This window comes from Streptomyces sp. NBC_01450, from assembly GCF_036227505.1.
Taxonomy (GTDB): Bacteria; Actinomycetota; Actinomycetes; order Streptomycetales; family Streptomycetaceae; genus Streptomyces.
Map to the genome: position 1 here is coordinate 5,144,118 of NZ_CP109480.1, position 22,840 is coordinate 5,166,957.

Sequence of the window (22,840 nt, forward strand, 5' to 3'; positions counted from 1 at the left end):
CAAGGCGGAGGAGGGCGTCGACGCGGAGCGTCGGCAACCGACGACAACGCCGCTGGGGGTACCCCCTCTGGGGGAGGGCGTGCCAAGCCCCGCGTCTGCGGCATGATCCGCCGGACAGGCCCTAGGGCCTGGTCAGTCCTCTTCCGCCGGGTAGTCCGCGCTCACCGTGAACCCGATGACCGTGCCTCCCCCGTCCCGCCGGAAGGCGAACGGCGCTCCGCCGTGGCCGGTGGCCACCTCGCGGACGATGGACAGGCCGAGCCCGGAACCGGGCAGGCTACGGGCGTCGGCGGCACGGTAGAAGCGGTCGAAGACCCGGACGAGATCGCCCTCGGCCACGCCCGGACCCCGGTCGAGGACCTCGATCCGGACGCTGCCCGGGAGGCCGCCGCCCGCCCCGACGCCGGGGCGTACCGGACCGGTGACCGCGATCTCGATCGGCGCCTTGCCCTCGCGGTCGAACTTGGCCGCGTTCTCCACCAGGTTGGACACCGCCCGCTGCAGTGCCGTGGGACGACCGTCGACCGTCGTGTCACCGCTCACCCGCACGATGATGTCCCGCCCGGTGCGGCGCCGCGAGGCGATCGCCACGTCCTCGGCGAGATCGGCCAGGTCGATCCGCTGCACGGGCTCGGTGTCGGACCGCCCGGCCGCGAGCGCCACCAGCTCGTTGACGAGGTCGGTCAGCTCACGGGACTCCTGCGCCAGGTCGGCGACCAGCTCCTCGCGGGCGTCGGGCGGCAGCTCGTCGATGCGACGCAGCATGGAGATGTTCGTACGCAACGAGGTCAGCGGCGTACGGAGTTCGTGACCCGCGTCCTGGACCAGCCGACGCTGGTCCTCCTCGGACTGGGCGAGCCGGCCGAGCATCCGGTCGAAGGAGCGGCCGAGGCGGGCCACCTCGTCGTATCCGGCCACCGGCACCTGGATGCCGAGCCGCCCGGTGCGCGCCACGTCCTCCGCGGCCCCGGCCAGCCGCACCAGCCGCCGGGTGATGCGCCGGGCCAGCCACCAGCCGAACAGCCCCGACGCGAGCACCACCGCCCCCACCAGCAGCACGGTCCGCTGCTGCAGCTCCTGCAGCAGATCCTCCGTGTCGCTGAACTGCTGGGCCACCTGCACCGCGCCCCGCCCGCCGCCGAGCGCGACGGTCGCCACCCGGTAGCGGTCGCCTGCGACGTCGACCTCCTTGTGCTCCACCCACTTGCCCGCGGTCGCGGTCGCGGCTGTCCGCCGGTCGGTGGCGGTGACGGGCAGCACGGGCCGCCCGCGGTCGGATATCACCCCGCCGCGCCCGAGCACCTGCACATCCGTACGGCTGGGCCGGATGATGTCGTCCAGCGGTCCGTCGTGGTCGGGATCGGACGACGAGAAGTCACCCGGGTCGAGCGGTGTCTCGCGCACCTGGCTGCGCAGGTCCTGCACGACCTCGGTGAAGACGGTCTGCTGGTCCACCCGCACCAGCCGGGCGGCGGCGTCGTAACTCAGGAACCCGACGAGCACGGTGACCGCGGCCGCCACGGCGGCGAAGGACAGGGTGAAGGTGGCCCGCAGGGAGGACACCCGCCGGGGCCGCAGCCCCGTGAGCCATCCGGGGGGCACTCAGTCCTCCCTCAGCACATACCCCACGCCCCGGACGGTGTGGATCAGCGCCGGTGCCCCCGGCTCGTCGAGCTTGCGCCGCAGATACCCCACGTACACGGCGAGGTTCTTGGAACCGGGACCGAAGTCGTAGCCCCAGATGCGGTCGTAGATCGTGGCGTGGTCGAGGACGATGCCCGTGTTGCGGACGAGCAGTTCGAGCAGCTCGAACTCGGTACGGGTGAGCTCCAGCTCGCGCTGCCCGCGCCAGGCGCGGCGCGCCTGGATGTCCATGCGCAGCCCGGCCGCGACGACCTGTCCCGACGCCTCCTTCGACGCGGACGCCGATGCCGACGGCACCGCCGGTACGTCGGCGGGCGTGCCGTTCACCGGACCGGTGCGGCGGAGCAGCGCCCGCAGCCGGGCGAAGACCTCCTCCACGTCGAACGGCTTGACCACGTAGTCGTCGGCCCCGGCGTCCAGGCCCGCGATGCGGTCGGCGGTCTCGACCAGCGCGGTGAGCATCAGGATCGGCGTACGATCCCCCTCCGCGCGCAGCACGCGGCACACCTGCAACCCGTCGATACCAGGCATCATCACGTCCAGGACGAGGACGTCCGGTGGAGTGCGGTGGGCCTGGGCCAGCGCCTCCACGCCGTCGGCGACGGCCGTCACCGCGTAGCCCTCCAGCGTCAGCGCCCTTTCCAGGGCATGGCGGATGGCACGGTCGTCCTCGGCGAGCAGCACATTTTGGGGCACCCCACCAGTCTGCCAAGCCCCTGGCCGGGTACCACCTGGTGAGCGGTGGTGAGGGTGGGCTTCTTACCCGCCTCTCACCCCTCCTCGCCCGCGCCCCTTACCTCGCCCGGTCAGTGTGTCCCGTATGTCAGGACGGGCCGCGAACCCCCAGGCAGGGGTCCGGCCGGTGCGGAGGGGGTGGGCCGGAAGCGCACGACGGTGGCGGCCCACCCCCTCTTCCGGCCTTCTCGCCCCACGGCCTCTTCCGGCCTCCTCGTCCCACGCCCTCTTCCGGCCTTGTCGCGCTACGGCCGCAGCGCGGCGAGCTGCTGCTCGAAGGGCACGACGGTGAACCTGTCGGCCGAGTTGACGACCCCGTCGACAAGGCGCGGCGCGATGGCGGCAGCGGTGTCGGTGTCCACGGCCGCCGACGCGTCCCGCGTCGCGTCCGCCGCGGCAGCCCTCCGCACGGACCCCATGCCTTCCATGAGCCTCCCCAGTTCTCCCGCCGCGCGGTCGATCCGCTCGGCCAGGCCTTCCGCGCCCCAGTCCTCCGAGGCCGCGTAGACCCCGGTCGGGACGACCACGGCACGCAGGTAGGCGAAGAGGGGACGCAGGGCGTGTTCGAGGACGAGGGAGTGGCGGGCGGAGCCGCCGGTCGCGGCGATCAGCACCGGCTTTCCGGTGAGCGCGTCCTGGTCCAGTACGTCGAAGAAGGACTTGAACAGGCCGCTGTAGGAGGCGGAGAACACCGGTGTGACCACAATCAGCCCGTCCGCGCCCGCCACCGCTTCCAGGGCCGCCGACAACGCCCGCCCGGGAAAGCCGCTGGTGAAGTTGTGGGCGATCTCGACGGCCAGGTCGCGCAGTTCGACGATCTGGACGTCGACGGGCGTGTGCCGGTCCGTGGCGGCGGCCAGCCGGTCGGCCAGCAGCCGCGTGGACGAGGGGACACTCAGCCCCGCCGAGACGACGACGAGCTTCATGCGACGCTCACCTCCTGAGCCTTGAGCAGGGACTGGTGGGTCGGCGCGTCCGGCACATCGGCCGGGCGGCCCTTGGCGAACTCCTCACGCAGGACGGGTACGACCTCCTCGCCCAGCATGTCGATCTGCTCCAGCACGGTCTTCAGCGGCAGCCCGGCGTGGTCCACCAGGAACAGCTGGCGCTGGTAGTCACCGGCGTACTCGCGGAAGGACAGGGTCTTCTCGATGACCTCCTGCGGGGAGCCGACGGTCAGCGGGGTCTGGTCGGTGAACTCCTCCAGGGACGGCCCGTGCCCGTAGACCGGCGCGTTGTCGAAGTACGGCCGGAACTCGCGCACCGCGTCCTGCGAGTTCTTCCGCATGAAGATCTGGCCGCCGAGCCCGACGATCGCCTGCTCGGGCGTGCCGTGCCCGTAGTGCGCGTACCGCTCCCGGTACAGCTCGACCATCTGCTTGGTGTGGTCGGCCGGCCAGAAGATGTTGTTGTGGAAGAACCCGTCACCGTAGTACGCGGCCTGCTCGGCTATCTCGGGCGACCGGATCGACCCGTGCCACACGAACGGCGGCACTCCGTCCAGCGGACGCGGCGTCGAGGTGAACGACTGCAGCGGTGTGCGGAACTTGCCCTCCCACGTCACCACGTCCTCACGCCACAGCCGGCGCAGCAGCGCGTAGTTCTCCACGGCCAGGTTGATGCCCTGGCGGATGTCCTGCCCGAACCACGGATAGACCGGCCCGGTGTTCCCGCGCCCCATCATCAGATCCACCCGTCCGTCCGCCAGGTGCTGCAGCATCGCGAAGTCCTCGGCGATCTTCACCGGGTCGTTCGTCGTGATCAGCGTGGTGGACGTGGACAGGATCAGCCGCTCGGTCCGCGCGGCGACATAACCGAGCATCGTGGTCGGCGACGACGGCACGAACGGCGGGTTGTGGTGCTCACCCGTCGCGAACACATCCAGCCCGACCTCCTCCGCCTTCTGCGCGATGGCGACCATCGCCTTGATCCGCTCGGCCTCGCTCGGCGTACGGCCGGTCGTCGGGTCCGGCGTCACATCGCCGACGCTGAAGATTCCGAACTGCATGGTCGCTCACCCTCCAGGTTGTTTACGATTCAACTATACCCGCAAACGAACCACCCCGCCCCGCTATTCCGCACCCCGTCCGCCCCCACTCCTTGCCCCCGACTCCTCACTCCCGGCTCCCGGCTCCCGGCTCCCGACGCCCGACGCCCGACGCCCGACGCCCGACTGTCAGTGCCCCGCCCTACGATCCCGTCATGGCCGCCCCACGCCGTGACACCCGAGGCATCGTCGACGCCGCGGAGCTCTTCGCGCGCGTGCGCTTCCGCCGCCGCGAACCCGCCGAGCCGCTCCGCCCCTACCTCGAGCACTACTGGCTGATCGACTGGGACCTGCCCGAGCCGTACGCCTCCCAGGTGGTCCCGCACCCGTCCGTGAACATCGTCTTCCAGAGGTACGCGGGTCAGGACCCCCTCGGCTTCGGCGAGGTGGCCGGCATCGGCCTCGACCTGTTCACGCAGAAACTGGAGGGCCGGGGACGGGTGTGCGGGATCCAGTTCCGCCCGGGGGGCTTCCGGCCCTTCGCGCCGGAACGCGCCCTGACGTCACTCACGGGCGAGCGGATCCCCCTCCACACCGTGTTCCCCACGGTGGACACCTCCACGATCCCCTCCGTCCTCGACCCCGCCGACGAGGACGCCCGCGTAGCCGCGCTCGACGCGTTCCTCCTGAGTCTCGGCCCGCGCCCGGATCCCCAGGCCGACCTCGCCATGGCCCTGGTGGACCGGATCCGGGGTGACCGCGCCATCCGCCACGTCGGCGACTTCGCCCGCGCCGAGGGAATGACCGTACGAGCGCTGCAACGGCTCTTCGCCGCGTACGTCGGCGTCGGCCCGAAGTGGATCATCCTGCGCTACCGGATGCACGAGGCCCTGTCCCGCGCGGAGGCCTCCGGCCCGGTCGACTGGGCGGCCCTCGCCGCCGACCTCGGCTACGCCGACCAGGCCCACCTGATCCGCGACTTCACCGCGACGGTAGGAGTACCCCCCACCACCTACGCGACCACCACCCACTGACCGACTCCCTCGCCCCGTCCCGCGCGGCCGAACAAGTCCTAGAACACATACGAGTCCCCGGTTTCCAGCGCCAGCACCCGCTGCCGGTCGTTGCCGTGATTGCGGTCGACCGCGCCGCCGCCCCACACCGTGTCGATCTCCAGCATCACCTCCGACGGCGCCCCCCGCAGCCGTACCTTCAGCCGGATCCGGTCCCCCAGCCCGTCCGCCGCCAGCGGCCCCGTCCGGCACACCACCACTTGTTCGCCCGAACGCGCGCAGTCGCCCGGCAGCCGCTGCGCGTCCGCGAGCGGGGCGGACCAGCGCAGCCGGACCGTCGCGTCCTCGACGGCGCTCGGGCCGTGGTTCTGCGGGGTCAGCCGCAGATCGACGAGCCCGGCCGCCACGGTCACCGAGCCGTGATAGGCGAGATCGGCCTCAGGAACGAGGGCACCGACAGCCGGCGCCCCACCCACCGTCAGAACCGCCCCCGCACCCACCACACCCACCACCCGGCCCCAGGCCCTCATCTCCCGCCGCATCCGCATCCGCATGACGTCGCTTCCTTCGCTCGGGGCCCGCACGCACTCACGCTCACGTGATCACCCGATGTATGCCACCCCTGACCGTCGACAGGCGCCGTCCAACAGGTGACGGAAGCGGCGGACGCGGCCCGTGCGAGAGTGACGGGATGCTGATCGTCCGTTCCGCCGCGCTCTTCCTCGTCGCCGCGCTCTTCGAGATCGGCGGCGCCTGGCTGGTCTGGCAGGGCGCGCGCGAGCATCGCGGCTGGCTCTGGATCGGCGCGGGCGTCATGGCGCTCGGCGTCTACGGCTTCGTGGCGACGCTCCAGCCGGACGCCGAGTTCGGCCGCATCCTCGCCGCGTACGGCGGGGTGTTCGTGGCCGGCTCCCTCGTCTGGGGCATGGTCGCGGACGGCTACCGCCCCGACCGCTGGGACGTGACCGGCGCCCTGATCTGCCTCGCCGGAATGGCCGTGATCATGTACGCGCCGCGCGGCGGCAACTGAGCCCGCGGCCCCGTCGGCGCCGGCCACCTGCCTATCCTGACGAGGACCGACCACACCACGTACGCCAGTCAGCCACGTCCTAGGAGCAGCCCATGACGTCCGCCGCGCCCTCCGCCCCCTCCCGCATCGCCGTCGTCACCGGCGCGAGCAGCGGCATCGGAGCGGCGACGGCCCGGCAGCTCGCCGCGGCCGGCTACCGCGTCGTACTGACCGCCCGCCGCAAGGACCGCATCGAGGCGCTGGCCGAGGAGATCAACGCGACGGGCCACCAGGCCACCGCGTACGCGCTGGACGTCACGGACCGCGCGGCGGTCGACGAGTTCGCCGGCGCCTTCAAGACGATCGGCGTCCTGGTCAACAACGCGGGCGGCGCGCTGGGCGCCGACCCGGTCGCGACCGGCGACCCCGCCGAGTGGCGTCAGATGTACGAGACGAACGTCATCGGCACACTGAACATCACCCAGGCCCTGCTCCCCGCCCTCACCGCGAGCGGCGACGGAACGGTCGTCGTCCTCTCCTCCACCGCGGGCCACGGCACGTACGAGGGCGGCGCCGGCTATGTCGCCGCCAAGCACGCCGAACACGTCCTCGCCGAGACCCTCCGCCTGGAGATCGTCGGGACGCCGGTCCGGGTCATCGAGGTCGCGCCGGGCATGGTCAAGACGGACGAGTTCGCGCTGACCCGCTTCGGCGGCGACACGGAGAAGGCGGCCAAGGTCTACGCGGGCGTGGCCGAGCCGCTGACCGCCGACGACGTCGCCGACACCATCACCTGGGCCGTCACCCGCCCCAGCCACGTCAACATCGACCTCCTCGTCGTACGCCCCCGCGCCCAGGCGTCGAACACCAAGGTCCACCGCGAACTGTGATGCCGAACGGGATGCCGGACGGGATGCCGGACGGGATGCCGAGCGAGACGTCGGACGAGGCGCTGATCGAGCCCTCCGCGGAGCGACGCCACCTGGCCGCGGAGAAGAAGAACCAGCGCTACGTCTGGTGGTACCTCGCCTACTTCCTCTTCGGCATCCACATCGTGGCCTTCGTCATGATCTACGCGGTGACTCACGCGAAGTGATCGCGGCAGCCGTACGTCCGCCGTACGCTGCCACGATGTGAACGGACACGACGCGAACAGATCCATACCCTTCGCCCGCCTGCACAATTTCCGCGACCTGGGCGGATACACCACCGCGGACGGCCGTACGGTCCGCCGGTCCCGCCTGTACCGCGCGGACTCGCTCGGCAAACTGGCCCCCGGGACGCAGGACTGGGATCTCTTCCTCACCCTCGGCATCCGCACGGTCGTGGACCTCCGCTACCCCTGGGAGATCGAGGCGAAGGGGCGAGTCCCCCAGCACCCCTCCCTCACGTACCACAACCAGAGCATCGAGCACCGCCCGTACGACCAGGCGGCACTGCCCCCTTCCGTCGCCCCCGGCCCCTACCTGGCGGCGCGCTACGCGGAGGTCGCCGAGGACGGCACGAAGGAAATCCGCGAGACGCTGAGCCTGATCGCGGAGGCGGCCGAGTCGGACACGCCTCTGGTCTTCCACTGCGCCTCGGGCAAGGACCGCACGGGCCTCGTGGCAGCCCTCGTCCTGTCCCTCCTGGGCGTCCCGGACCGGACGATCACCGAGGACTTCACCCTCACGGAACGGGCCACCCCCCGCCTGGTGGCGGACTGGCGCACCGACCACCCCGACCGCGAACTGGTGTGGCCGGCCTACGGCACGGCCCCCGCCGAGGTGATGACCGGATTCCTGTCGGACCTGAAGTCCCGCTACGGCTCGGTCGAGTCCTACGTGACCGAGACCCTGGGCCTGCCTCCCACCTTCGCGCAGGCCCTGCGCACACACCTCCTCGAACCCTCCTCCCCCCTCACCTTCCACCGGGCGACCGAGACGGACATCCCCACCCTGGTCCGTCTGCGCGACGATGCGGCCCGCTGGCAGATCGCCCACGGCATCGACCAGTGGAAGCCGGGCCAGCTCACCGAACCCCACTTCCGCGCCCGCCTCGCGGAGGGCGAGGTCTGGCTGGCCCTCCTGGACGACCAGGTGGCGGGCGCCTGGGAACTCTGGTGGGACGACCCGGCGGCCTGGGGCCCCCAACCGCCCACCGCCGCCTACATCCACCGCCTGATGACCGACCGCCGGGTGGCCCCGCCCGGCACCGGCCGACACCTGCTCGCGGAAGCGGAACGCCGCATCGCCGCCACGGGCCGCCTTCTCTCCCGCCTGGACTGCCTCTCCACCAACCCCCGCCTGCGGGAGTACTACCAGGCAGCGGGCTACACGGTCATGGGCGAACAGACCGCCAAGGACGGCGGCCTGGGCACCCCTTACGCGGTGACCCTCCTGGAGAAGCACCTCCGCTGACTCACAAGGGTGTCCATGGTCTGCGACCGAGTGTCACCCCTTGACGCAAACGACCTGCTTCAGCTTGGCAACCACCTGCACGAGGTCGCTCTGCTGCTCGATGACCTGCTCGATCGGCTTGTACGCGCCCGGGATCTCGTCGACGACGCCGGAGTCCTTGCGACATTCGACGCCCTGCGTCTGCTCCTCCAGATCCCGGGTCGAGAAGCGGCGCTTCGCCGCGTTGCGGCTCATGCGTCGGCCCGCGCCGTGCGACGCCGAGTTGAAGGACTTCTCGTTGCCGAGTCCCTTCACGATGTACGAACCCGTGCCCATCGAGCCCGGAATGATCCCGTACTCGCCGGAGCCCGCGCGGATCGCGCCCTTGCGGGTGACCAGCAGGTCCATTCCGTCGTACCGCTCTTCGGCTACGTAGTTGTGATGCGCGCTGATCTCCTGCTCGAATGTCGGCTTCGCCTTCTTGAATTCCTTTCGGATCACGTCCTTCAGGAGCGCCATCATCAGGGTTCGGTTGTACTTCGCGTACTCCTGTGCCCAGAAAAGGTCATTGCGGTAAGCGGCCATCTGCGGAGTGTCCGCCACGAAGACGGCGAGGTCGCGGTCGACCAGCCCCTGGTTGTGCGGGAGTTTCTGGGCCACGCCGATGTGGTATTCGGCCAGCTCCTTGCCAATGTTCCGCGAACCGGAGTGCAGCATCAGCCAGATGGAGCCGGTCGCATCTGTGCATACTTCGATAAAATGATTACCCGATCCAAGCGTCCCTATCTGCTTGGTTGCACGTTCCTGCCGGAACTTCACCGCATCAGCGATCCCGTCGAACCGCCCCCAGAAGTCGTCCCACCCCCCGGTGGCCAGCCCATGGAACCGCCCCGGCTCGACCGGAGAGTCATGCATCCCCCGCCCCACCGGAATCGCCTCCTCGATCTTCGATCGCAGCCGCGAAAGATCCCCCGGCAGGTCGTTGGCAGTGAGCGAGGTCTTGACCGCAGACATCCCGCAGCCAATATCGACCCCCACCGCCGCCGGACACACCGCACCCTGCATCGCGATGACCGACCCGACCGTCGCGCCCTTGCCGTAGTGGACGTCGGGCATGACGGCGAGCCCCTTGATCCACGGGAGCGTGGCCACGTTCTGGAGCTGGCGCAGGGCCACGTCCTCGACCGACGCCGGGTCCGTCCACATGCGGATGGGCACCTTCGCGCCCGGTATCTCTACGTACGACATAACATCCTCATTCCCCCGAAAGGCGACAAAAGTCATAGAGCGCAAAAACGGCGCCAAGGTCGACGTATGGGACAACGGACCGGCGTTCACGGCTGTGCGTGCGATACACATTGTCTCCAGGGGCCGCCCCCACGCGGCAACCGAATAACCAGGAACAATCACAGGACAGCACCACAGGGCATCCCGGCCGCAGGCCTCGGGAACCGTCGAGAGGAGCCTGACCGTGCAGCGGAAGGCATACGTCCCCGGCATCGCCGTGCTCCTCGCGGCGGGGCTGGCCGCCTGCACCGGAGGTTCGGGAAGCGACGGCACGGCGGCCGACCCCAAGCCGGGCGACCTCAGCGTGAGCACCCCGGCCGCCCAGCCGGGCAAGTACCGCACGCTCCCGGAGGCCTGCGCCGCCGTGAGCCACGACAGCCTCGACTCCCTGCTGCCCGGCATCAAGCAGATCACCGACCAGGACCAGCGCGACAAGGCGTACGAGGGCCAGGCCACCCTCACCTACGACACCGACCGCCGCGTCGGCTGCGGCTGGAAGGTGGATTCCACGGACGCCACCGACCACCTCCTCGTCGACTTCGAGCGCGTGGTCTCGTACGACAACGCGGTGAGCGACGACTCCCGCGCCCAGGACGTCTACGCGACCGAGGAGACCGCGGCGAACCTCCCCGCGCCCTCCGATTCGGCCACGCCGTCCGACACCGGCACCCCCACCGCCACCTCCTCGGCCACCCCCTCCACGTCCGCGTCCTCCTCGGCCTCGGCCTCCGCCGGCGCGAGCGAGACCCCCGCCGACCTCCAGCCCCGCAAGCTCAGCGACCTGGGCGACGAGGCGTTCCTCAACGACAAGCTCAACTCCGCCTCCTCGACGGCCCAGCAACGCACGGTGACTGTGGTCTTCCGCACGTCCAACGTGATCGTGAGGATCGAGTACGCCGAGCAGCCGACCGCTTCCAGCGGCACCCCGGACAGCAAAGAAATGCAGGACAGGGCCCGGAATCTGGCGCAGAAGCTCGTCGACCGGCTCAACGACTGACGGGGCCGCCGGGGCGCGGGGGCACCCCACGCGAACCCCTCGAACCGGAAACGCATCGCTGCCTCACCGCGTACCGTGGCCCCTCGGACCCGACCGGTCGCACCTGCCATGTGCGGTCGCACCACGAGCGCCACGAGTGAAGGAACCATGCACCGACCAGCACAGCGAGTAGGCCGAGCCCCCCGACTCACCCGCATCCTTGTCAGCGCAGCCGCCGTCCCGGTGGTGCTCGCCGCCGCCGGCTGTTCCTCGGACTCCGGCTCCGGCTCCGGATCGGGTTCGAGCGCCGACAACGCCGCTCAGAAAAGCTCCGCCGCGACCTCGTCCGCGTCCCCGGACACCTCCGCGGGCACCGTCAAGCCCGCCGCGTACACGACGCTGCCGACCCCCTGCTCGATGTTCTCGAAGAAGACACTGGGCGAACTCGTCCCGAAGGGCCTGAAGTCGGCCAAGTCGGGCAAGTCGGACGAGGCGAAGGACCGCAGCAGCTGCTCCTGGAACAGCCTCGACAACAAGGGCGTCAAGGGCTCCCAGTTCCGCTGGCTGAACGTCTCCCTGCTGCGGTTCGACTCGGACGCGACCCGCGGCGAGGGCAATCAGCTCGCGCAGACCTACTACGACAAGCAGGTCAAGGAGGCGCAGACGGTGGCCGGCGCGACGGGCGCCCGGTCGGAGCCGGTCTCCGGGATCGGCGACGCGTCGACGGCGGTGCGCTACGACCTGAAGAAGAAGGAAGGCTCCTTCAAGCAGCAGACGGTCGTGACACGCGTCGAGAACGTCGTCATCACGCTCGACTACAACGGCGCCGGTCTCGCGGGGGACAAGGCCCCGAGCGCGGACGATCTGACGAAGGCCGCGGAGAAGGCCTCCAAGGAGGCGGTGGCCGCGGTGGCTTCCGCGAACCAGGACGGCGGCCGCGCGACCACCGCCCCGTCGCAGTCGGCCTCCCCCTCCAAGTCCGCCTCCAAGTCCGCGAGCCCCTCCAAGTCGGCTTCCCCGTCGACGTCGGCCAGCTCCAAGCCCTCGGCTTCGGCGTCGGCCACCAAGAAGAACTGACATTCGAGAAGTACTGACATTCATCGGGCATCGGCGCGCAACTCGCCTGCCCAGCAGGGCATTTGACGGAGCCCGGTCGCCTCGCGGGCCGGGCTCCTGCCATACCGGCCGCCCGTGCGCCGTACACATGTGCCACCCTGTTGCGCGCAACAACACGCAAGAAGAGGGGAGTACGGGTGTCCGCGCCAATCCAGCTCACACGAATGCACCGGATTCTCATCGGTGTGGTCGTCGCCGGTGCGCTCGTCATCGCGGGAATCGGCTTCGCGGGTTCCTACGCGGCTGTACGCGAGCTGGCTCTCAAGAAGGGCTTCGGGAACTTCGCGTACGTCTTCCCGATCGGTATCGACGCGGGCATCTGTGTGCTGCTCGCCCTCGACCTGCTGCTGACGTGGATCCGCATCCCCTTCCCGCTGCTGCGCCAGACGGCGTGGCTGCTGACGGTCGCGACGATCGCGTTCAACGGCGCGGCGGCCTGGCCGGACCCGCTGGGCGTCGGCATGCACGCCGTCATCCCGATCCTGTTCGTGGTCTCCGTCGAGGCGGCCCGGCACGCGATCGGCCGGATCGCGGACATCACCGCCGACAAGCACATGGAAGGCGTCCGCCTCACCCGCTGGATGCTCTCCCCGCTCCCCACCTTCCTCCTGTGGCGCCGTATGAAGCTGTGGGAGCTGCGCTCCTACGAGCAGGTCATCAAGCTGGAGCAGGAACGTCTCGTCTACCAGGCCCGCCTGCGCTCCCGCTTCGGCCGCGCCTGGCGCCGCAAGGCCCCGGTGGAGTCGTTGATGCCGCTGCGCCTGGCCCGCTACGGCGTCCCGCTCGCCGAGACCGCCCCCTCCGGCCTGGCGGCGGCAGGCATCGAGCCGGCCCTCCTGCCCCCGGCGCCGGTACAGGTGGCGGCGCCCGCCCCGGTCCCGGCGGCCCCCGAGCACCGGGAGCTGGAGTCCTCCCCGGCTCCCGCGCGGCAGCCCCAGCCGCCGTACGTGCAGGAGGCACAGGCTCCGGAGCCGGACTCCAGCCCCTGGTTCGCCTCCCCCGCTCCGCAGGAGATCGTCTACGAGGGCGGCTACGACCCGGAGTACGTCCCCGAGGAGCAGTACCAGCAGTGGTACGAGGAGCAGCAGGCGCAGGCGTACGAGCCCGGCCCTGAGGAGACGGGCACCTTCCCGATCCCGGCGGGCCCCGGCCGCACGCGCCAGCTCGGTGAGGGCGTCGCCCAGGAGCAGCAGGAGTACCAGGAGCAGCTGCCCATCCCCGCCCCGCGGGAGGAGCAGTCGCCGCTCTCCGACGAGAAGGCCCGCGAGGAGAGCCTCTACCAGGTGTTCCGCCAGTCGATCATGCCCGGCCAGGGCCTGCCCACGAAGGGTGAGTTCGGCGGCAACGTCGAGGCCACGTACGGCGTCACACTCACCGACAGCGAGCTGAGGCGCTATATGAGCCGCTTCCAGAACCGTTTCAACACGGAACTGGAGGAGGACCACATCGCGTAGGCACAGACGCGCGTACGAGGAGGGGGCGCCCGGTGATCACCGGGCGCCCCCTCCTCGTACCGCCGAAGGCCCTACACGCCGAGCAGCTTGCGCACCCGGTCCTGTCCGACCGCGAGCAGCAGCGTGGGCAGGCGCGGACCGGTGTCACGCCCGACCAGCAGGTGGTACAGCAGCGCGAAGAACGTGCGCTGGGCGACCTTGATCTCCGGCGGGAGCTCCTTGGCGGTGGCGTCGGCGGGGAAGCCGGCCTGGACCTTGGGGACGCCGTAGACGAGGTGGGTGAGGCCGTCGAGGGACCAGTTGCGCTCCAGCCCGTCGAGGAGCAGTCGCAGCGACTCGCGGCCCTGGTCGTCGAGCGACTTGAGCAGCTCGACGTCGGGCTCGTCGCGCACGACGGTGCGCTCCTCGGCCGGCACCTGGGTGTTGATCCAGGTCTCGGCCTTGCCGAGGCGGGGCCGGACCTCGTCCAGGGAGGCGAGCGGGTTCTCGGGGTCGAGTTCGCTCAGGATCCGCAGGGTCTGGTCCTCGGCGCCGGCGGTGATGTCGGCGACGGAGGCGAGGGTGCGGTACGGCATCGGGCGGGGGGTCTTGGGCAGCTCCCCGGCGGCGGTGCCCACCGCGCGCGCGTACGCGGCGGCGTCGGCCGGGAGGACCGGGCCTTCGGCGACCTTGCCCGCGAGCTTGTCCCACTCGTCGTACAGCCGCTGGATCTCCTGGTCGAAGGCGATCTTGAAGGACTGGTTGGGGCGGCGGCGGGCGTACAGCCAGCGCAGCAGCTGGGGCTCCATGATCTGGAGCGCGTCGGCCGGGGTGGGCACCCCGCCCTTGCTGCTGGACATCTTGGCCATGCCGGAGATGCCGACGAACGCGTACATGGGCCCGATCGGCTGCTTGCCGCCGAAGATGCCCACGATCTGGCCGCCCACCTGGAAGGAGGACCCCGGAGAGGAGTGGTCGACCCCGCTCGGCTCGAAGACGACACCCTCGTAGGCCCAGCGCATGGGCCAGTCGACCTTCCAGACCAGCTTGCCGCGGTTGAACTCGCTCAGCCGGACGGTCTCGGAGAAGCCGCAGGCGGAGCAGGTGTACGCCAGCTCGGTGGTCTCGTCGTCGTACGAGGTGACGGTGGTGAGGTCCTTCTCGCACTGCCCGCAGTAGGGCTTGTACGGGTAGTACCCGGCGGCCGAGCTGCCGTCCTCCTCGGCCGCGGCCCCGGACCCCTCGGCGGCTTCGAGCTCGGCCTCGTCGACCGGCTTCTGGCCCTGCTGCTTCTTCGCGGGGCCCTTCTTGGTCCGGTACTGCTCGAGGATCGCGTCGATGTCACCGCGGTGCTTCATCGCGAACAGCACCTGGTCGCGGTAGACACCGGAGGTGTACTGCTCGGTCTGGCTGATCCCGTCGTACTCGACGCCGAGCTCGGCCAGCGCCTCGACCATCGCGGCCTTGAAGTGCTCGGCCCAGTTCGGGTACTCCGAGCCCTTGGGCGCCGGGACGGAGGTCAGCGGCTTGCCGATGTGCTCGGCCCAGGACCCGTCGATGCCGGGGATGCCGACCGGGACCTTGCGGTAGCGGTCGTAGTCGTCCCAGGAGAGCAGATGGCGCACCGTGTACCCGCGGCGGCGGATCTCGTCGGCGACCAGGTGCGGGGTCATGACCTCGCGGAGGTTGCCGAGGTGGATCGGACCCGAGGGGGAGAGCCCGGACGCGACGACCACAGGTTTGCCCGGGGCCCGACGCTCCGATTCCTCGATGACCTCATCCGCGAAACGGGAGACCCAGTCGGTGGTCTCGGTGCTCTGAGCCACGATCGGCACGTCCTTCTTTCTCATACGCCAGTACGGCTGACGGGACCATTCTCCCAGCTAGGACGTGAACCGCGAAAACGGCTTTTCAGTGCATGGGATACTGGGGTTTCGTAGCTGTCACAGCTGTCGAAACTCCGGAACCCGAGCAGAAACGGCACCCACTCCATGGCCTCGGTCACGTCCCTCACCGCCTCCGTCCACCAGCGCCTCGCGGACGCCCTCTCGGCAGCCCTGCCGGAGGCCGGTTCCGCGGACCCGCTGCTGCGACGAAGCGACCGGGCCGACTTCCAGGCCAACGGGATCCTGGCCCTCGCCAAGAAGGCGAAGGCGAACCCGAGAGAGCTGGCGACGCAGGTCGTGGCGCGGGTCGAGTCGGGTGACGTGATCAAGGACGTCGAGGTCTCCGGGCCCGGCTTCCTGAACATCACGATCACCGACAAGGCCATCACCGAGAACCTGGCGGCGCGCTACGAGGACGGCGAGCGCCTCGGCGTGCCGCTGGCGAAGAACCCGGGCACCACGGTCATCGACTACGCGCAGCCGAACGTGGCGAAGGAGATGCACGTCGGTCACCTGCGCTCGGCGGTCATCGGCGACGCGGTGGTCCAGATCCTGGAGTTCACCGGCGAGAGCGTGGTCCGGCGCCATCACATCGGCGACTGGGGCACCCAGTTCGGCATGCTCATCCAGTACCTGATCGAGCACCCGCACGAGCTGGACCACAAGGGCGCGGCGGAGGTCTCCGGCGAGGAGGCCATGTCGAACCTGAACCGGCTCTACAAGGCGGCGCGGACGCTCTTCGACTCCGACGAGGAGTTCAAGACGCGGGCGCGGCGCCGGGTGGTCGACCTCCAGGCGGGCGAGCCCGAGACCCTCGCCATGTGGCAGAAGTTCGTGGACGAGTCGAAGATCTACTTCTACTCGGTCTTCGACAAGCTGGACATGGAGATCCGGGACCCGGACGTGGTCGGCGAGTCGGGCTACAACGACATGCTGGACGAGACCTGCCGCCTCCTGGAGGAGTCGGGTGTGGCGGTCCGCTCCGACGGCGCGCTGTGTGTGTTCTTCGACGACGTGAAGGGCCCGGACGGCAACCCGGTCCCGCTGATCGTGAAGAAGTCGGACGGCGGCTACGGCTACGCGGCGACCGACCTCTCGGCGATCAGGGACCGCGTCTTCAACCTGAAGGCGAACAACCTCGTCTACGTGGTGGACGCCCGCCAGTCCCTGCACTTCAAGATGGTCTTCGAGACCGCGCGCAGGGCGGGCTGGCTGGGCGAGGACGTGCAGGCGCAGCAGCTGGCCTTCGGCACGGTGCTGGGCAAGGACGGCAAGCCGTTCAAGACGCGTGAGGGCGAGACGGTCCGGCTGGTCGACCTCCTGGACGAGGCGATCGACCGCGCCACCGCCGTCGTGCGGGAGAAGGCCGAGAAGGTGGGCCTGAGCGAGCAGGAGATCGTGGAGAACGGCCGGTACGTGGGTATCGGCGCCGTGAAGTACGCGGACCTCTCCACCTCCGCCGTCCGGGACTACAAGTTCGACCTGGACCAGATGGTGTCGCTGAACGGCGACACGTCCGTGTACCTCCAGTACGCGTACGCCCGTATCCGGTCGATCTTCGGCAAGGCCGGCGACCGTACGCCGCTGGCCCACCCGGAGCTCGAACTGGCCCCGTCTGAGCGGGCGTTGGGTCTGCACCTGGACCGGTTCGGGGAGACGCTGGACGAGGTCGCCGACGAGTACGCCCCGCACAAGCTGGCGGCGTACCTGTACCAGCTGGCGTCGCTCTACACGACGTTCTACGACCAGTGCCCGGTCATCAAGCCGGCGCCGGCGCAGGAGGTCGCGGAGAACCGCCTCTTCCTGTGCGACCTCACCGCCCGCACGCTGCACCAGGGCATGGCCCTGCTGGGCATCAGGACGCCCGAGCGTCTCTGATCTCCCGCAGGTCGCCGATCCCGTAGTACCCGCTCCGTACCCGTAGTACCTGCTCTTGGTACCCGTAGTACCTGATCCCGTGGGCCGCTGATGCCGCCTACGGGATCAGTCGTTTCCGCACCCGAACGCGCGTACACACGGCCACCCGAGCGGGTGCCCTTGCCCGCTCGGATCTGTTACTCACTTTCGGGTGACGGCGGGGGTCGCGGACGGGTGGCGCGGCATGGCGAACAAGCGCGGCAGACCAGCACTGATGGGGCCACACCCGCTGAAGGGGCGTCAACCCGACACACCTTCACAAACAGTGCACAGTACAGCCGACCATCACAACAATGTCGTTGATCGGCAACGCCATCCGATTCCCGGGCGTAGCGGAGCACTTCAGTCGGCAAGCTATGCGGTGTCCGGCCAGCAGGCCGGGTGCACGAACAGCGGGTCGACGGCACGATCCTGTCGCCGCGACCCGCCAGTACCCCAAGGGGGCACCCATGACCGCTTCGCAGACCTTCACGGCCCGTCGCCTGGCCGCCGCCGCTCTGTCCGCCGCCGCGCTGGTGGGGGCAGCCGCCCTGCCGGCGGCGGCCGACGGATCCGGGCCGCGCGATTCGCGGGTGGAGATCAGCAAGGTCCAGTACGACGCCCCGGGACACGGCTCCAGGTCCAACCGCTCGCTGAACGAGGAGTGGGTGCAGATCACCAACAGCGGGCGCGAGAGCGTGAACCTGGACGACTGGACGCTGTCCAACCGTCAGGGCCGCGTCTACACGTTCCGCCACCTGCGCCTGAACGGCCACTCCAGCGTCCGCGTCCACACCGGTATCGGGCGTGACACCTACCGCGACGTCTACCAGGACCGCCGCAACTTCGTCTGGGACGACCGCCAGGACACCGCCACGCTCCGCAACGACCACCGTCGCGTGGTCGACACCATCACGTGGGACGCCAGGCACCACGGTAACGACGGTCGCCGCAACGGTGACGACGGTCGCGGTCGCGGCAACGACGGTCGTGGCCACGGCGACGACCACGGCCGCGGTCCGGGCCACGGCCAGCGCTGACCCGGTGCGGGTCGAGGCCGGCGCACGGACCGCACCGCCCTCGACCCGCGGCTGATCCCCCCTCTTCGCGCGGCGTGCCACGAACCATCCGTGGCACGCCGCGTCTGTGTGCCCCGGCCCTCCAGGACCTCGTGGGCGGACCCCGGGACCCGTTGTCAGTGGCGGGCCCTAAAGTCACCGGCATGGCGACACTTCCGAACCCGCTGCCCTCGCTGGCGGCAGATCCGAGCGGGCGCGCGCTCGGCCTCCAACTCCCGCCCGGGAGACTGATCGACGCTGGGGGTACCTCCCACGCCCTTAAGGCAGTGGGGGAAGACGAGGGCCCCTGGCACGAGCCGCTGCTGTGGCACGCCGAGGCACCGGCGGCCCCCGGCGACTGGGCCACGCTGGGTGCCGCCCCTCGCACGGCCGGACTGCTCCCCCTCCTCATAGACGTCGGCGGCAGCCAGGGCGGCCCGGAGGAATGGGAGTTGATGCCCGAGGAGGTGTCGTATCCCGGGGATCACGACGCCGACGAGGTACTGGCGGGGTACTGGGAGGAGTACGCGGAGGACGAGCTCGAGCTCGACGCCGACGCGGACCACCCCGGCAACGAGACCATCGGCGAACTCCTCGGCGAGGCCGAGGAGTTCGCCGAGACGATCGCCCCGCACGGCGTGCAGTGGCCCGGCCTGGCACCGGCCACCCCGTCCGGGACGGACCCGGACGACCGGGCCACCGAGGTCGCCGACTCCCTCGCGGGCGGCGGCTCCTGGCTGAAGGACCCGCGCCTCGCGCTGGTCCCGGCGCGCCGCAGCGCCGACATCCCGGCGGCGATCGGCTGGTCCGGTCCGGTGAACTACGAGGGTGACGTGGCCCGCCTCTGCGCGGTCCTGCGCTCCTGGGAGGACCGCTTCGGGATACGGGTCGTGGCCCTCACCTTCGACCAGCTGGTGCTGTCGGTGGCGGCCCCGCCCACGACGGCGGCCGAGGCCGAGGCGGTGGCCGCCGAGCACTTCGCCTTCTGCCCGGACAACATCACGCAGGGCGAGGGGGAGACGCTGCGCGCGTACGCGGCGGACGAGGTGCTCGGCAAGCGGGTGTGGTCCTTCTGGTGGGACTGACCGCCGGCTGACCGACTCCCGTGTCGGGGGCGGAGCCCCCAGGTCGAGGAGGGGGCGGGTGGGGGGTGGCGGGGGCGGGAGTCAGGGCTTGACGCCCGTCACCCCGTACACATTGATGTCCGCGTCCGTCACGTCATTGATGTCGAGATAGCGGACCTTCTCGATGTCGTCGAGGGTGGCGAGGTACGCGGGATCCACCTGCTCGGGCAACGGCGCCGCACCGTCGGGCCGCCAGCGGTGCGCGGGCACGACACCCGGCTCGTCCAGTTCCAGCCCGTTCTCGGTGAAGAACCGCTCCACCTCGGCCCTGCTCCGCAGCACGAACGTGAACCCCCGCTCGGTGAAAGTCCGTTGCACGGCCCGAATGCTCTCCGCGTGGAGGTCCTCGGTCAGGTGACTGAGGACGAGCCGACTGCCGGAAGGCAACGCCTCCACCAGCTCACGCACGATCGGACGGGCCTCCTCGTCCTCGATGAAGTGCAGAACCGCCACCAGTACGAGCGCGACCGGCTGCTCGAAGTCGAGGGTTTTCGCGGCCTCTTCGAGGATCCGCGCGGGCTGCTTGAGGTCCGCGTCGATGTAGTCCGTCCGCCCCTCGGGCCCACTGGCGAGCAGCACACGTGCGTGATCGAGCACCACGGGGTCGTTGTCGACGTACACGACCCGCGAGTCCGGGGTGATCCGCTGCGCGATCTGGTGGACGTTCTCCTGCGTCGGCAGCCCCGTACCGATGTCCAGGAACTGCCGGATCCCCACTTCCCGGGTCAGCGTGGTGATCGCCCGCCGCAGGAAGTCCCGGTTGTGCCGGACATCGAGGTAACCCCGCGGATTGACCGCGAGCGCCGCGGCGGCCGCGGCCCGGTCGACCGGGTAGTTGTCCTTGCCCCCGAGGAGGACGTCGTAGACGCGCGCCGGGTGCGCCTTGGTGGTGTCGATCCCCCTTCCCGGCTCGGCGCGGTCCTGGCCAAGAGCATCACCGGGCATAAAGCCTCTCCCTGAAGAGTCGCGTTATTCAGCGGGCAACAACCCAACTCCCAGGGGCACTTGATAGTGCCCGTCCCTGACTGGCCCCTGTCCGGCGGGCAGGCCCTAACCCGTCGCGGCCGTCTGCCACTCGCTGCCGCCCAGCGGATAGTCGTACGCGGGCCGCCCCACATTCCCGCTCGTCCGGAACGGCTTCCCGTTGTCGTCGATACGCACCGTGCCACTGCGCGCCCCGCTGGACCAGTCGAGCTCCAGATACCAGCTCACGTCGTGCGCCCGCGCGTCCGCGAACACATAGAAGACCTCGGGGTCGGACTCGCTGACCTTGTACGGAAAGTCCCGCTGCCCGCCCTTGGTCGTGGTCACGGGCCGCCCCGCGTCGAGGTCCACGGCGAAGGACTTCGTCTCCACGCCGCCGCCGCAGCCGACGCCCATCGCGTAGTCGTTCCAGGCGAGCGGCGCGTCCTTCCCCACCACCCGCACATGCAGCCCGTCCAGGACCACGGTGGCCTTCCCGGTCCCCTGCACGGTCAGCGCGAGCATCTGCTCCTGACCGGCGACCCCGCCGAGCGCCCTGACCCACCCGCGCGCGTCCGACTCGTTCGGCGGCGGGGGCACCTGCGCGGCCTTCCGGTTCACCAGGTAGTGCTGGCTGCACGGCCCGTCCCACTTGTACGGGTTGGTGGCCACGACGGGCGCGGTGGCGCCGTCGGCGACCGCTTGGCCCGCACTCCCACCCGAGGCCGCCACCGAGACGGACGCCTCGGGCCCGCCACCGCGCGTGGCGGAGGCGGAGGCGGAGGTGCTGACCGAGGCGGAAGGCTTCCGGTGCTTGTCATCGGGCGACGCCGTCCCCCGCGCGTCCTCCCGGGGGCCGGCCGACGCGGCGGCCCCCACCTCCTCCCGCCCTCCGTTGCGCCCGCCGTTCCCGTCCGGCACGAACCGCACCGCGAGCGCGGCCGACGCCAGCACCGCGGCGACGGCGACCGAGGCGAACAGGACCGTACGCCGCCGCCGGCCCCCTGCCGAGGCCTCGCCCGAGGGACCGACCGAGGGACCGACCGAGGGCTCGCCCACAACCTCCGAAGCCAGACCCTCGGCGCCTGAAGCCACCTCCGGAGCCTCAGGAGCCGTGGGCGCCGCGGGTGGTGCCCCCTTCTGCCCCCGCAGCGCATCCGCCCGTATCCACCGCCGATGCAGCTCCACCAGTTCCTCGGGAGTCGCCCCGCACACCCGCGCGAGCCGCTCCACGGGCGCGTAGTCCGTCGGTATGGCGTCCCCGTTGACGTACCGATGCAGCGTGGACGTACTCATGTGCAGCCGCTTCGCGAGTACCCCGTAACTGAGTCCGGACCGCTCCTTCAGCTCCCGCAGCAGCCCCGCGAACTCGTCCCCGTCCACCGTTCCTCCATCCCCCGTGTCCCGGGCCGCGTTCCAGGGGGACGGTGTTCCCCCTGGTCAGACCCCATACGAACGTTCCGGCGTCCCGTATCCCCCGGCAACCGTGGCGGCCGGGACGGATCACCCGACAAGCTGTGGTCATCCAAGCACGCCGCTCCCCTCGACCGGTCGAGCGGCTGCCGACCCAGGCACACCCACAGGGGGATCACCCATGTCCGCACGCACCGCCCGCACCCGTCTCCTCGCCGCCACGACGGTCGCGCTCGCCGCGCTCGCCCTCTCGGCCTGCGACAACGGAAAGGGCGTACGTGACGAGGGCCCGTCCGCCGCGTCCGGTTCCTCCTCGCAGACGAGCGGATCCGCGGCCGCCGGCGGTACGACGGCGAAGCCGGCGGGCGGGACGGGGGGCTCGACCGCCGCCCCGAAGGGCAACAGCACGGGGGGTACCACCACGTCGGGCAGCGGCACGAGGGGCACCAGCGGCGGCTCCGGCTCCACCGGAAAGAACGGCGCGGGCACCACGACCACCCGGAACCCCGCCTGCAACGGCGCCAACGTCAAGACCACCGCGACCGAGGTGTCCCGCCCCCTCAACCACCTGCTCCTCACCGTCACCAACACCGGCGCGAAGAACTGCGACCTGACCGGCTACCCGATCGCCCGCTTCGGCGAGGCCCAGTCGGTCCCGCCAGTCGCCGAGTCGACCCACCCGCAGGCGGTCGTCACGCTGGCCCCGGGCGAGTCCGGCTACGCGGGCGTCCTGCTCTCGGCCGCCGACGGCAGCGGCGGCAACGGCTACACGGCCAAGACCCTCGTCGTCAGCTTCGCCAAGGGCGGCAGCGCGACCCCGGCACTGCCGTCCAAGGGCGTCTACGTGGACGACAAGCTCACGGTGACCTACTGGCAGCAGAGCCTGGACGACGCGCTGGCCTACTGAGCGGCTGTCAGGTCC

At 70.6% G+C, this 22,840-nt stretch carries 21 protein-coding genes; 12 read left to right on the top strand and 9 right to left on the bottom strand.

Annotated elements, in window-relative coordinates; all coding sequences use genetic code 11:
- Window positions 1-132: 132 nt before the first annotated feature.
- From OG568_RS23000 to OG568_RS23015, 4 genes are all read right to left on the bottom strand, one after another.
- Complete coding sequence (locus OG568_RS23000) at window positions 133-1,602, bottom strand: HAMP domain-containing sensor histidine kinase (protein WP_329532938.1); 1,470 nt, start codon at window positions 1,600-1,602, stop codon at window positions 133-135.
- The gene (locus tag OG568_RS23005) at window positions 1,603-2,340 is read right to left on the bottom strand and encodes a response regulator transcription factor (protein ID WP_329532939.1); all 738 of its coding nucleotides are present in this window, start codon (window positions 2,338-2,340) and stop codon (window positions 1,603-1,605) included.
- A gap of 284 nt (window positions 2,341-2,624) precedes the next feature.
- Window positions 2,625-3,305, bottom strand: coding sequence for an FMN reductase (locus OG568_RS23010; protein WP_329532940.1), 681 nt, complete (start codon window positions 3,303-3,305; stop codon window positions 2,625-2,627).
- Entirely contained in the window at window positions 3,302-4,387 is a 1,086-nt protein-coding gene (locus OG568_RS23015) for an LLM class flavin-dependent oxidoreductase (RefSeq protein ID WP_329532941.1), read from the bottom strand. Before OG568_RS23015 ends, OG568_RS23010 begins: the two co-directional genes overlap by 4 nt.
- Before the next feature lie 194 nt (window positions 4,388-4,581).
- Here OG568_RS23015 and OG568_RS23020 point away from each other — a divergent pair, with 194 nt between their 5' ends.
- Window positions 4,582-5,400, top strand: a complete 819-nt coding sequence (locus OG568_RS23020; protein WP_329532942.1) for a helix-turn-helix domain-containing protein — start codon at window positions 4,582-4,584, stop codon at window positions 5,398-5,400.
- Window positions 5,401-5,438: 38 nt separating this feature from the next.
- Here the strand turns inward: OG568_RS23020 and OG568_RS23025 are convergent, their stop codons facing one another.
- Window positions 5,439-5,927, bottom strand: a complete 489-nt coding sequence (locus tag OG568_RS23025; RefSeq protein ID WP_329536419.1) for a hypothetical protein — start codon at window positions 5,925-5,927, stop codon at window positions 5,439-5,441.
- Window positions 5,928-6,070: 143 nt separating this feature from the next.
- Here OG568_RS23025 and OG568_RS23030 point away from each other — a divergent pair, with 143 nt between their 5' ends.
- From OG568_RS23030 to OG568_RS23045, 4 genes are all read left to right on the top strand, one after another.
- The gene (locus OG568_RS23030) at window positions 6,071-6,409 is read left to right on the top strand and encodes a YnfA family protein (protein WP_329532943.1); all 339 of its coding nucleotides are present in this window, start codon (window positions 6,071-6,073) and stop codon (window positions 6,407-6,409) included.
- 92 nt (window positions 6,410-6,501) lie between these two features.
- A complete protein-coding gene (locus OG568_RS23035) occupies window positions 6,502-7,278 on the top strand; it encodes an SDR family NAD(P)-dependent oxidoreductase (protein ID WP_266437665.1) in 777 nt (258 codons plus the stop codon).
- Window positions 7,278-7,484, top strand: a complete 207-nt coding sequence (locus OG568_RS23040; RefSeq protein WP_443077916.1) for a hypothetical protein — start codon at window positions 7,278-7,280, stop codon at window positions 7,482-7,484. The genes OG568_RS23035 and OG568_RS23040 overlap by 1 nt, the downstream gene beginning before the upstream one ends.
- A 37-nt stretch (window positions 7,485-7,521) precedes the next feature.
- Window positions 7,522-8,787: a GNAT family N-acetyltransferase gene (locus tag OG568_RS23045; protein ID WP_329532944.1), complete on the top strand. Its 1,266-nt coding sequence runs from the start codon at window positions 7,522-7,524 to the stop codon at window positions 8,785-8,787.
- A gap of 33 nt (window positions 8,788-8,820) precedes the next feature.
- Here the strand turns inward: OG568_RS23045 and OG568_RS23050 are convergent, their stop codons facing one another.
- A complete protein-coding gene (locus tag OG568_RS23050; RefSeq protein ID WP_329532945.1) occupies window positions 8,821-10,014 on the bottom strand; it encodes an RtcB family protein in 1,194 nt (397 codons plus the stop codon).
- Between the two features lie 223 nt (window positions 10,015-10,237).
- Between OG568_RS23050 and OG568_RS23055 the strand changes: the two genes are divergently transcribed.
- From OG568_RS23055 to OG568_RS23065, 3 genes are all read left to right on the top strand, one after another.
- On the top strand, window positions 10,238-11,050 hold the full coding sequence (locus OG568_RS23055) for a DUF3558 domain-containing protein (protein ID WP_329532946.1): 813 nt from the start codon (window positions 10,238-10,240) through the stop codon (window positions 11,048-11,050).
- A gap of 147 nt (window positions 11,051-11,197) precedes the next feature.
- Window positions 11,198-12,106: a DUF3558 domain-containing protein gene (locus tag OG568_RS23060; RefSeq protein WP_329365635.1), complete on the top strand. Its 909-nt coding sequence runs from the start codon at window positions 11,198-11,200 to the stop codon at window positions 12,104-12,106.
- A 176-nt stretch (window positions 12,107-12,282) separates the two neighbouring features.
- Window positions 12,283-13,599 carry a DUF2637 domain-containing protein gene (locus tag OG568_RS23065; protein ID WP_329532947.1) on the top strand — a complete coding sequence of 439 codons (1,317 nt, stop codon included), beginning with the start codon at window positions 12,283-12,285 and terminating at the stop codon, window positions 13,597-13,599.
- Between the two features lie 71 nt (window positions 13,600-13,670).
- Here OG568_RS23065 and lysS read toward each other — a convergent pair whose 3' ends face one another.
- Complete coding sequence (gene lysS, locus OG568_RS23070; RefSeq protein WP_329536421.1) at window positions 13,671-15,413, bottom strand: lysine--tRNA ligase; 1,743 nt, start codon at window positions 15,411-15,413, stop codon at window positions 13,671-13,673.
- 156 nt (window positions 15,414-15,569) lie between these two features.
- Here lysS and argS point away from each other — a divergent pair, with 156 nt between their 5' ends.
- The 3 genes from argS to OG568_RS23085 all read left to right on the top strand — a co-directional run bounded on the left by argS (window position 15,570) and on the right by OG568_RS23085 (window position 19,503).
- Window positions 15,570-17,342 (top strand): arginine--tRNA ligase, encoded by a 1,773-nt coding sequence (argS, locus tag OG568_RS23075; protein WP_329532948.1) that lies wholly within the window; start codon window positions 15,570-15,572, stop codon window positions 17,340-17,342.
- Window positions 17,343-17,830: 488 nt separating this feature from the next.
- Window positions 17,831-18,400 carry a lamin tail domain-containing protein gene (locus OG568_RS23080; RefSeq protein ID WP_329532949.1) on the top strand — a complete coding sequence of 190 codons (570 nt, stop codon included), beginning with the start codon at window positions 17,831-17,833 and terminating at the stop codon, window positions 18,398-18,400.
- Between the two features lie 182 nt (window positions 18,401-18,582).
- Window positions 18,583-19,503, top strand: a complete 921-nt coding sequence (locus OG568_RS23085; protein ID WP_329532950.1) for a DUF4253 domain-containing protein — start codon at window positions 18,583-18,585, stop codon at window positions 19,501-19,503.
- Window positions 19,504-19,584: 81 nt separating this feature from the next.
- Here the strand turns inward: OG568_RS23085 and OG568_RS23090 are convergent, their stop codons facing one another.
- Window positions 19,585-20,487 carry an SAM-dependent methyltransferase gene (locus OG568_RS23090; RefSeq protein ID WP_329532951.1) on the bottom strand — a complete coding sequence of 301 codons (903 nt, stop codon included), beginning with the start codon at window positions 20,485-20,487 and terminating at the stop codon, window positions 19,585-19,587.
- A 105-nt stretch (window positions 20,488-20,592) separates the two neighbouring features.
- Complete coding sequence (locus tag OG568_RS23095; RefSeq protein ID WP_329532952.1) at window positions 20,593-21,888, bottom strand: helix-turn-helix domain-containing protein; 1,296 nt, start codon at window positions 21,886-21,888, stop codon at window positions 20,593-20,595.
- 211 nt (window positions 21,889-22,099) lie between these two features.
- Here OG568_RS23095 and OG568_RS23100 point away from each other — a divergent pair, with 211 nt between their 5' ends.
- The gene (locus OG568_RS23100; protein WP_329532953.1) at window positions 22,100-22,825 is read left to right on the top strand and encodes a DUF4232 domain-containing protein; all 726 of its coding nucleotides are present in this window, start codon (window positions 22,100-22,102) and stop codon (window positions 22,823-22,825) included.
- The last annotated feature ends 15 nt before the right edge of the window (window positions 22,826-22,840 follow it).

What these genes read in the sequence shown, in the direction of transcription:
- OG568_RS23035 (WP_266437665.1), top strand. Translation starts at nt 6,502, where the DNA reads ATGACGTCCGCCGCGCCCTCCGCCCCCTCCCGCATCGCCGTCGTCACC.
- OG568_RS23100 (WP_329532953.1), top strand. Translation starts at nt 22,100, where the DNA reads ATGTCCGCACGCACCGCCCGCACCCGTCTCCTCGCCGCCACGACGGTC.
- OG568_RS23050 (WP_329532945.1), bottom strand. Translation starts at nt 10,014, where the DNA reads ATGTCGTACGTAGAGATACCGGGCGCGAAGGTGCCCATCCGCATGTGG.
- OG568_RS23025 (WP_329536419.1), bottom strand. Translation starts at nt 5,927, where the DNA reads ATGCGGATGCGGCGGGAGATGAGGGCCTGGGGCCGGGTGGTGGGTGTG.
- OG568_RS23080 (WP_329532949.1), top strand. Translation starts at nt 17,831, where the DNA reads ATGACCGCTTCGCAGACCTTCACGGCCCGTCGCCTGGCCGCCGCCGCT.
- OG568_RS23030 (WP_329532943.1), top strand. Translation starts at nt 6,071, where the DNA reads ATGCTGATCGTCCGTTCCGCCGCGCTCTTCCTCGTCGCCGCGCTCTTC.
- OG568_RS23085 (WP_329532950.1), top strand. Translation starts at nt 18,583, where the DNA reads ATGGCGACACTTCCGAACCCGCTGCCCTCGCTGGCGGCAGATCCGAGC.
- OG568_RS23015 (WP_329532941.1), bottom strand. Translation starts at nt 4,387, where the DNA reads ATGCAGTTCGGAATCTTCAGCGTCGGCGATGTGACGCCGGACCCGACG.
- OG568_RS23090 (WP_329532951.1), bottom strand. Translation starts at nt 20,487, where the DNA reads ATGCCCGGTGATGCTCTTGGCCAGGACCGCGCCGAGCCGGGAAGGGGG.
- OG568_RS23060 (WP_329365635.1), top strand. Translation starts at nt 11,198, where the DNA reads ATGCACCGACCAGCACAGCGAGTAGGCCGAGCCCCCCGACTCACCCGC.
- argS (WP_329532948.1), top strand. Translation starts at nt 15,570, where the DNA reads ATGGCCTCGGTCACGTCCCTCACCGCCTCCGTCCACCAGCGCCTCGCG.
- OG568_RS23010 (WP_329532940.1), bottom strand. Translation starts at nt 3,305, where the DNA reads ATGAAGCTCGTCGTCGTCTCGGCGGGGCTGAGTGTCCCCTCGTCCACG.
- OG568_RS23020 (WP_329532942.1), top strand. Translation starts at nt 4,582, where the DNA reads ATGGCCGCCCCACGCCGTGACACCCGAGGCATCGTCGACGCCGCGGAG.
- OG568_RS23040 (WP_443077916.1), top strand. Translation starts at nt 7,278, where the DNA reads ATGCCGAACGGGATGCCGGACGGGATGCCGGACGGGATGCCGAGCGAG.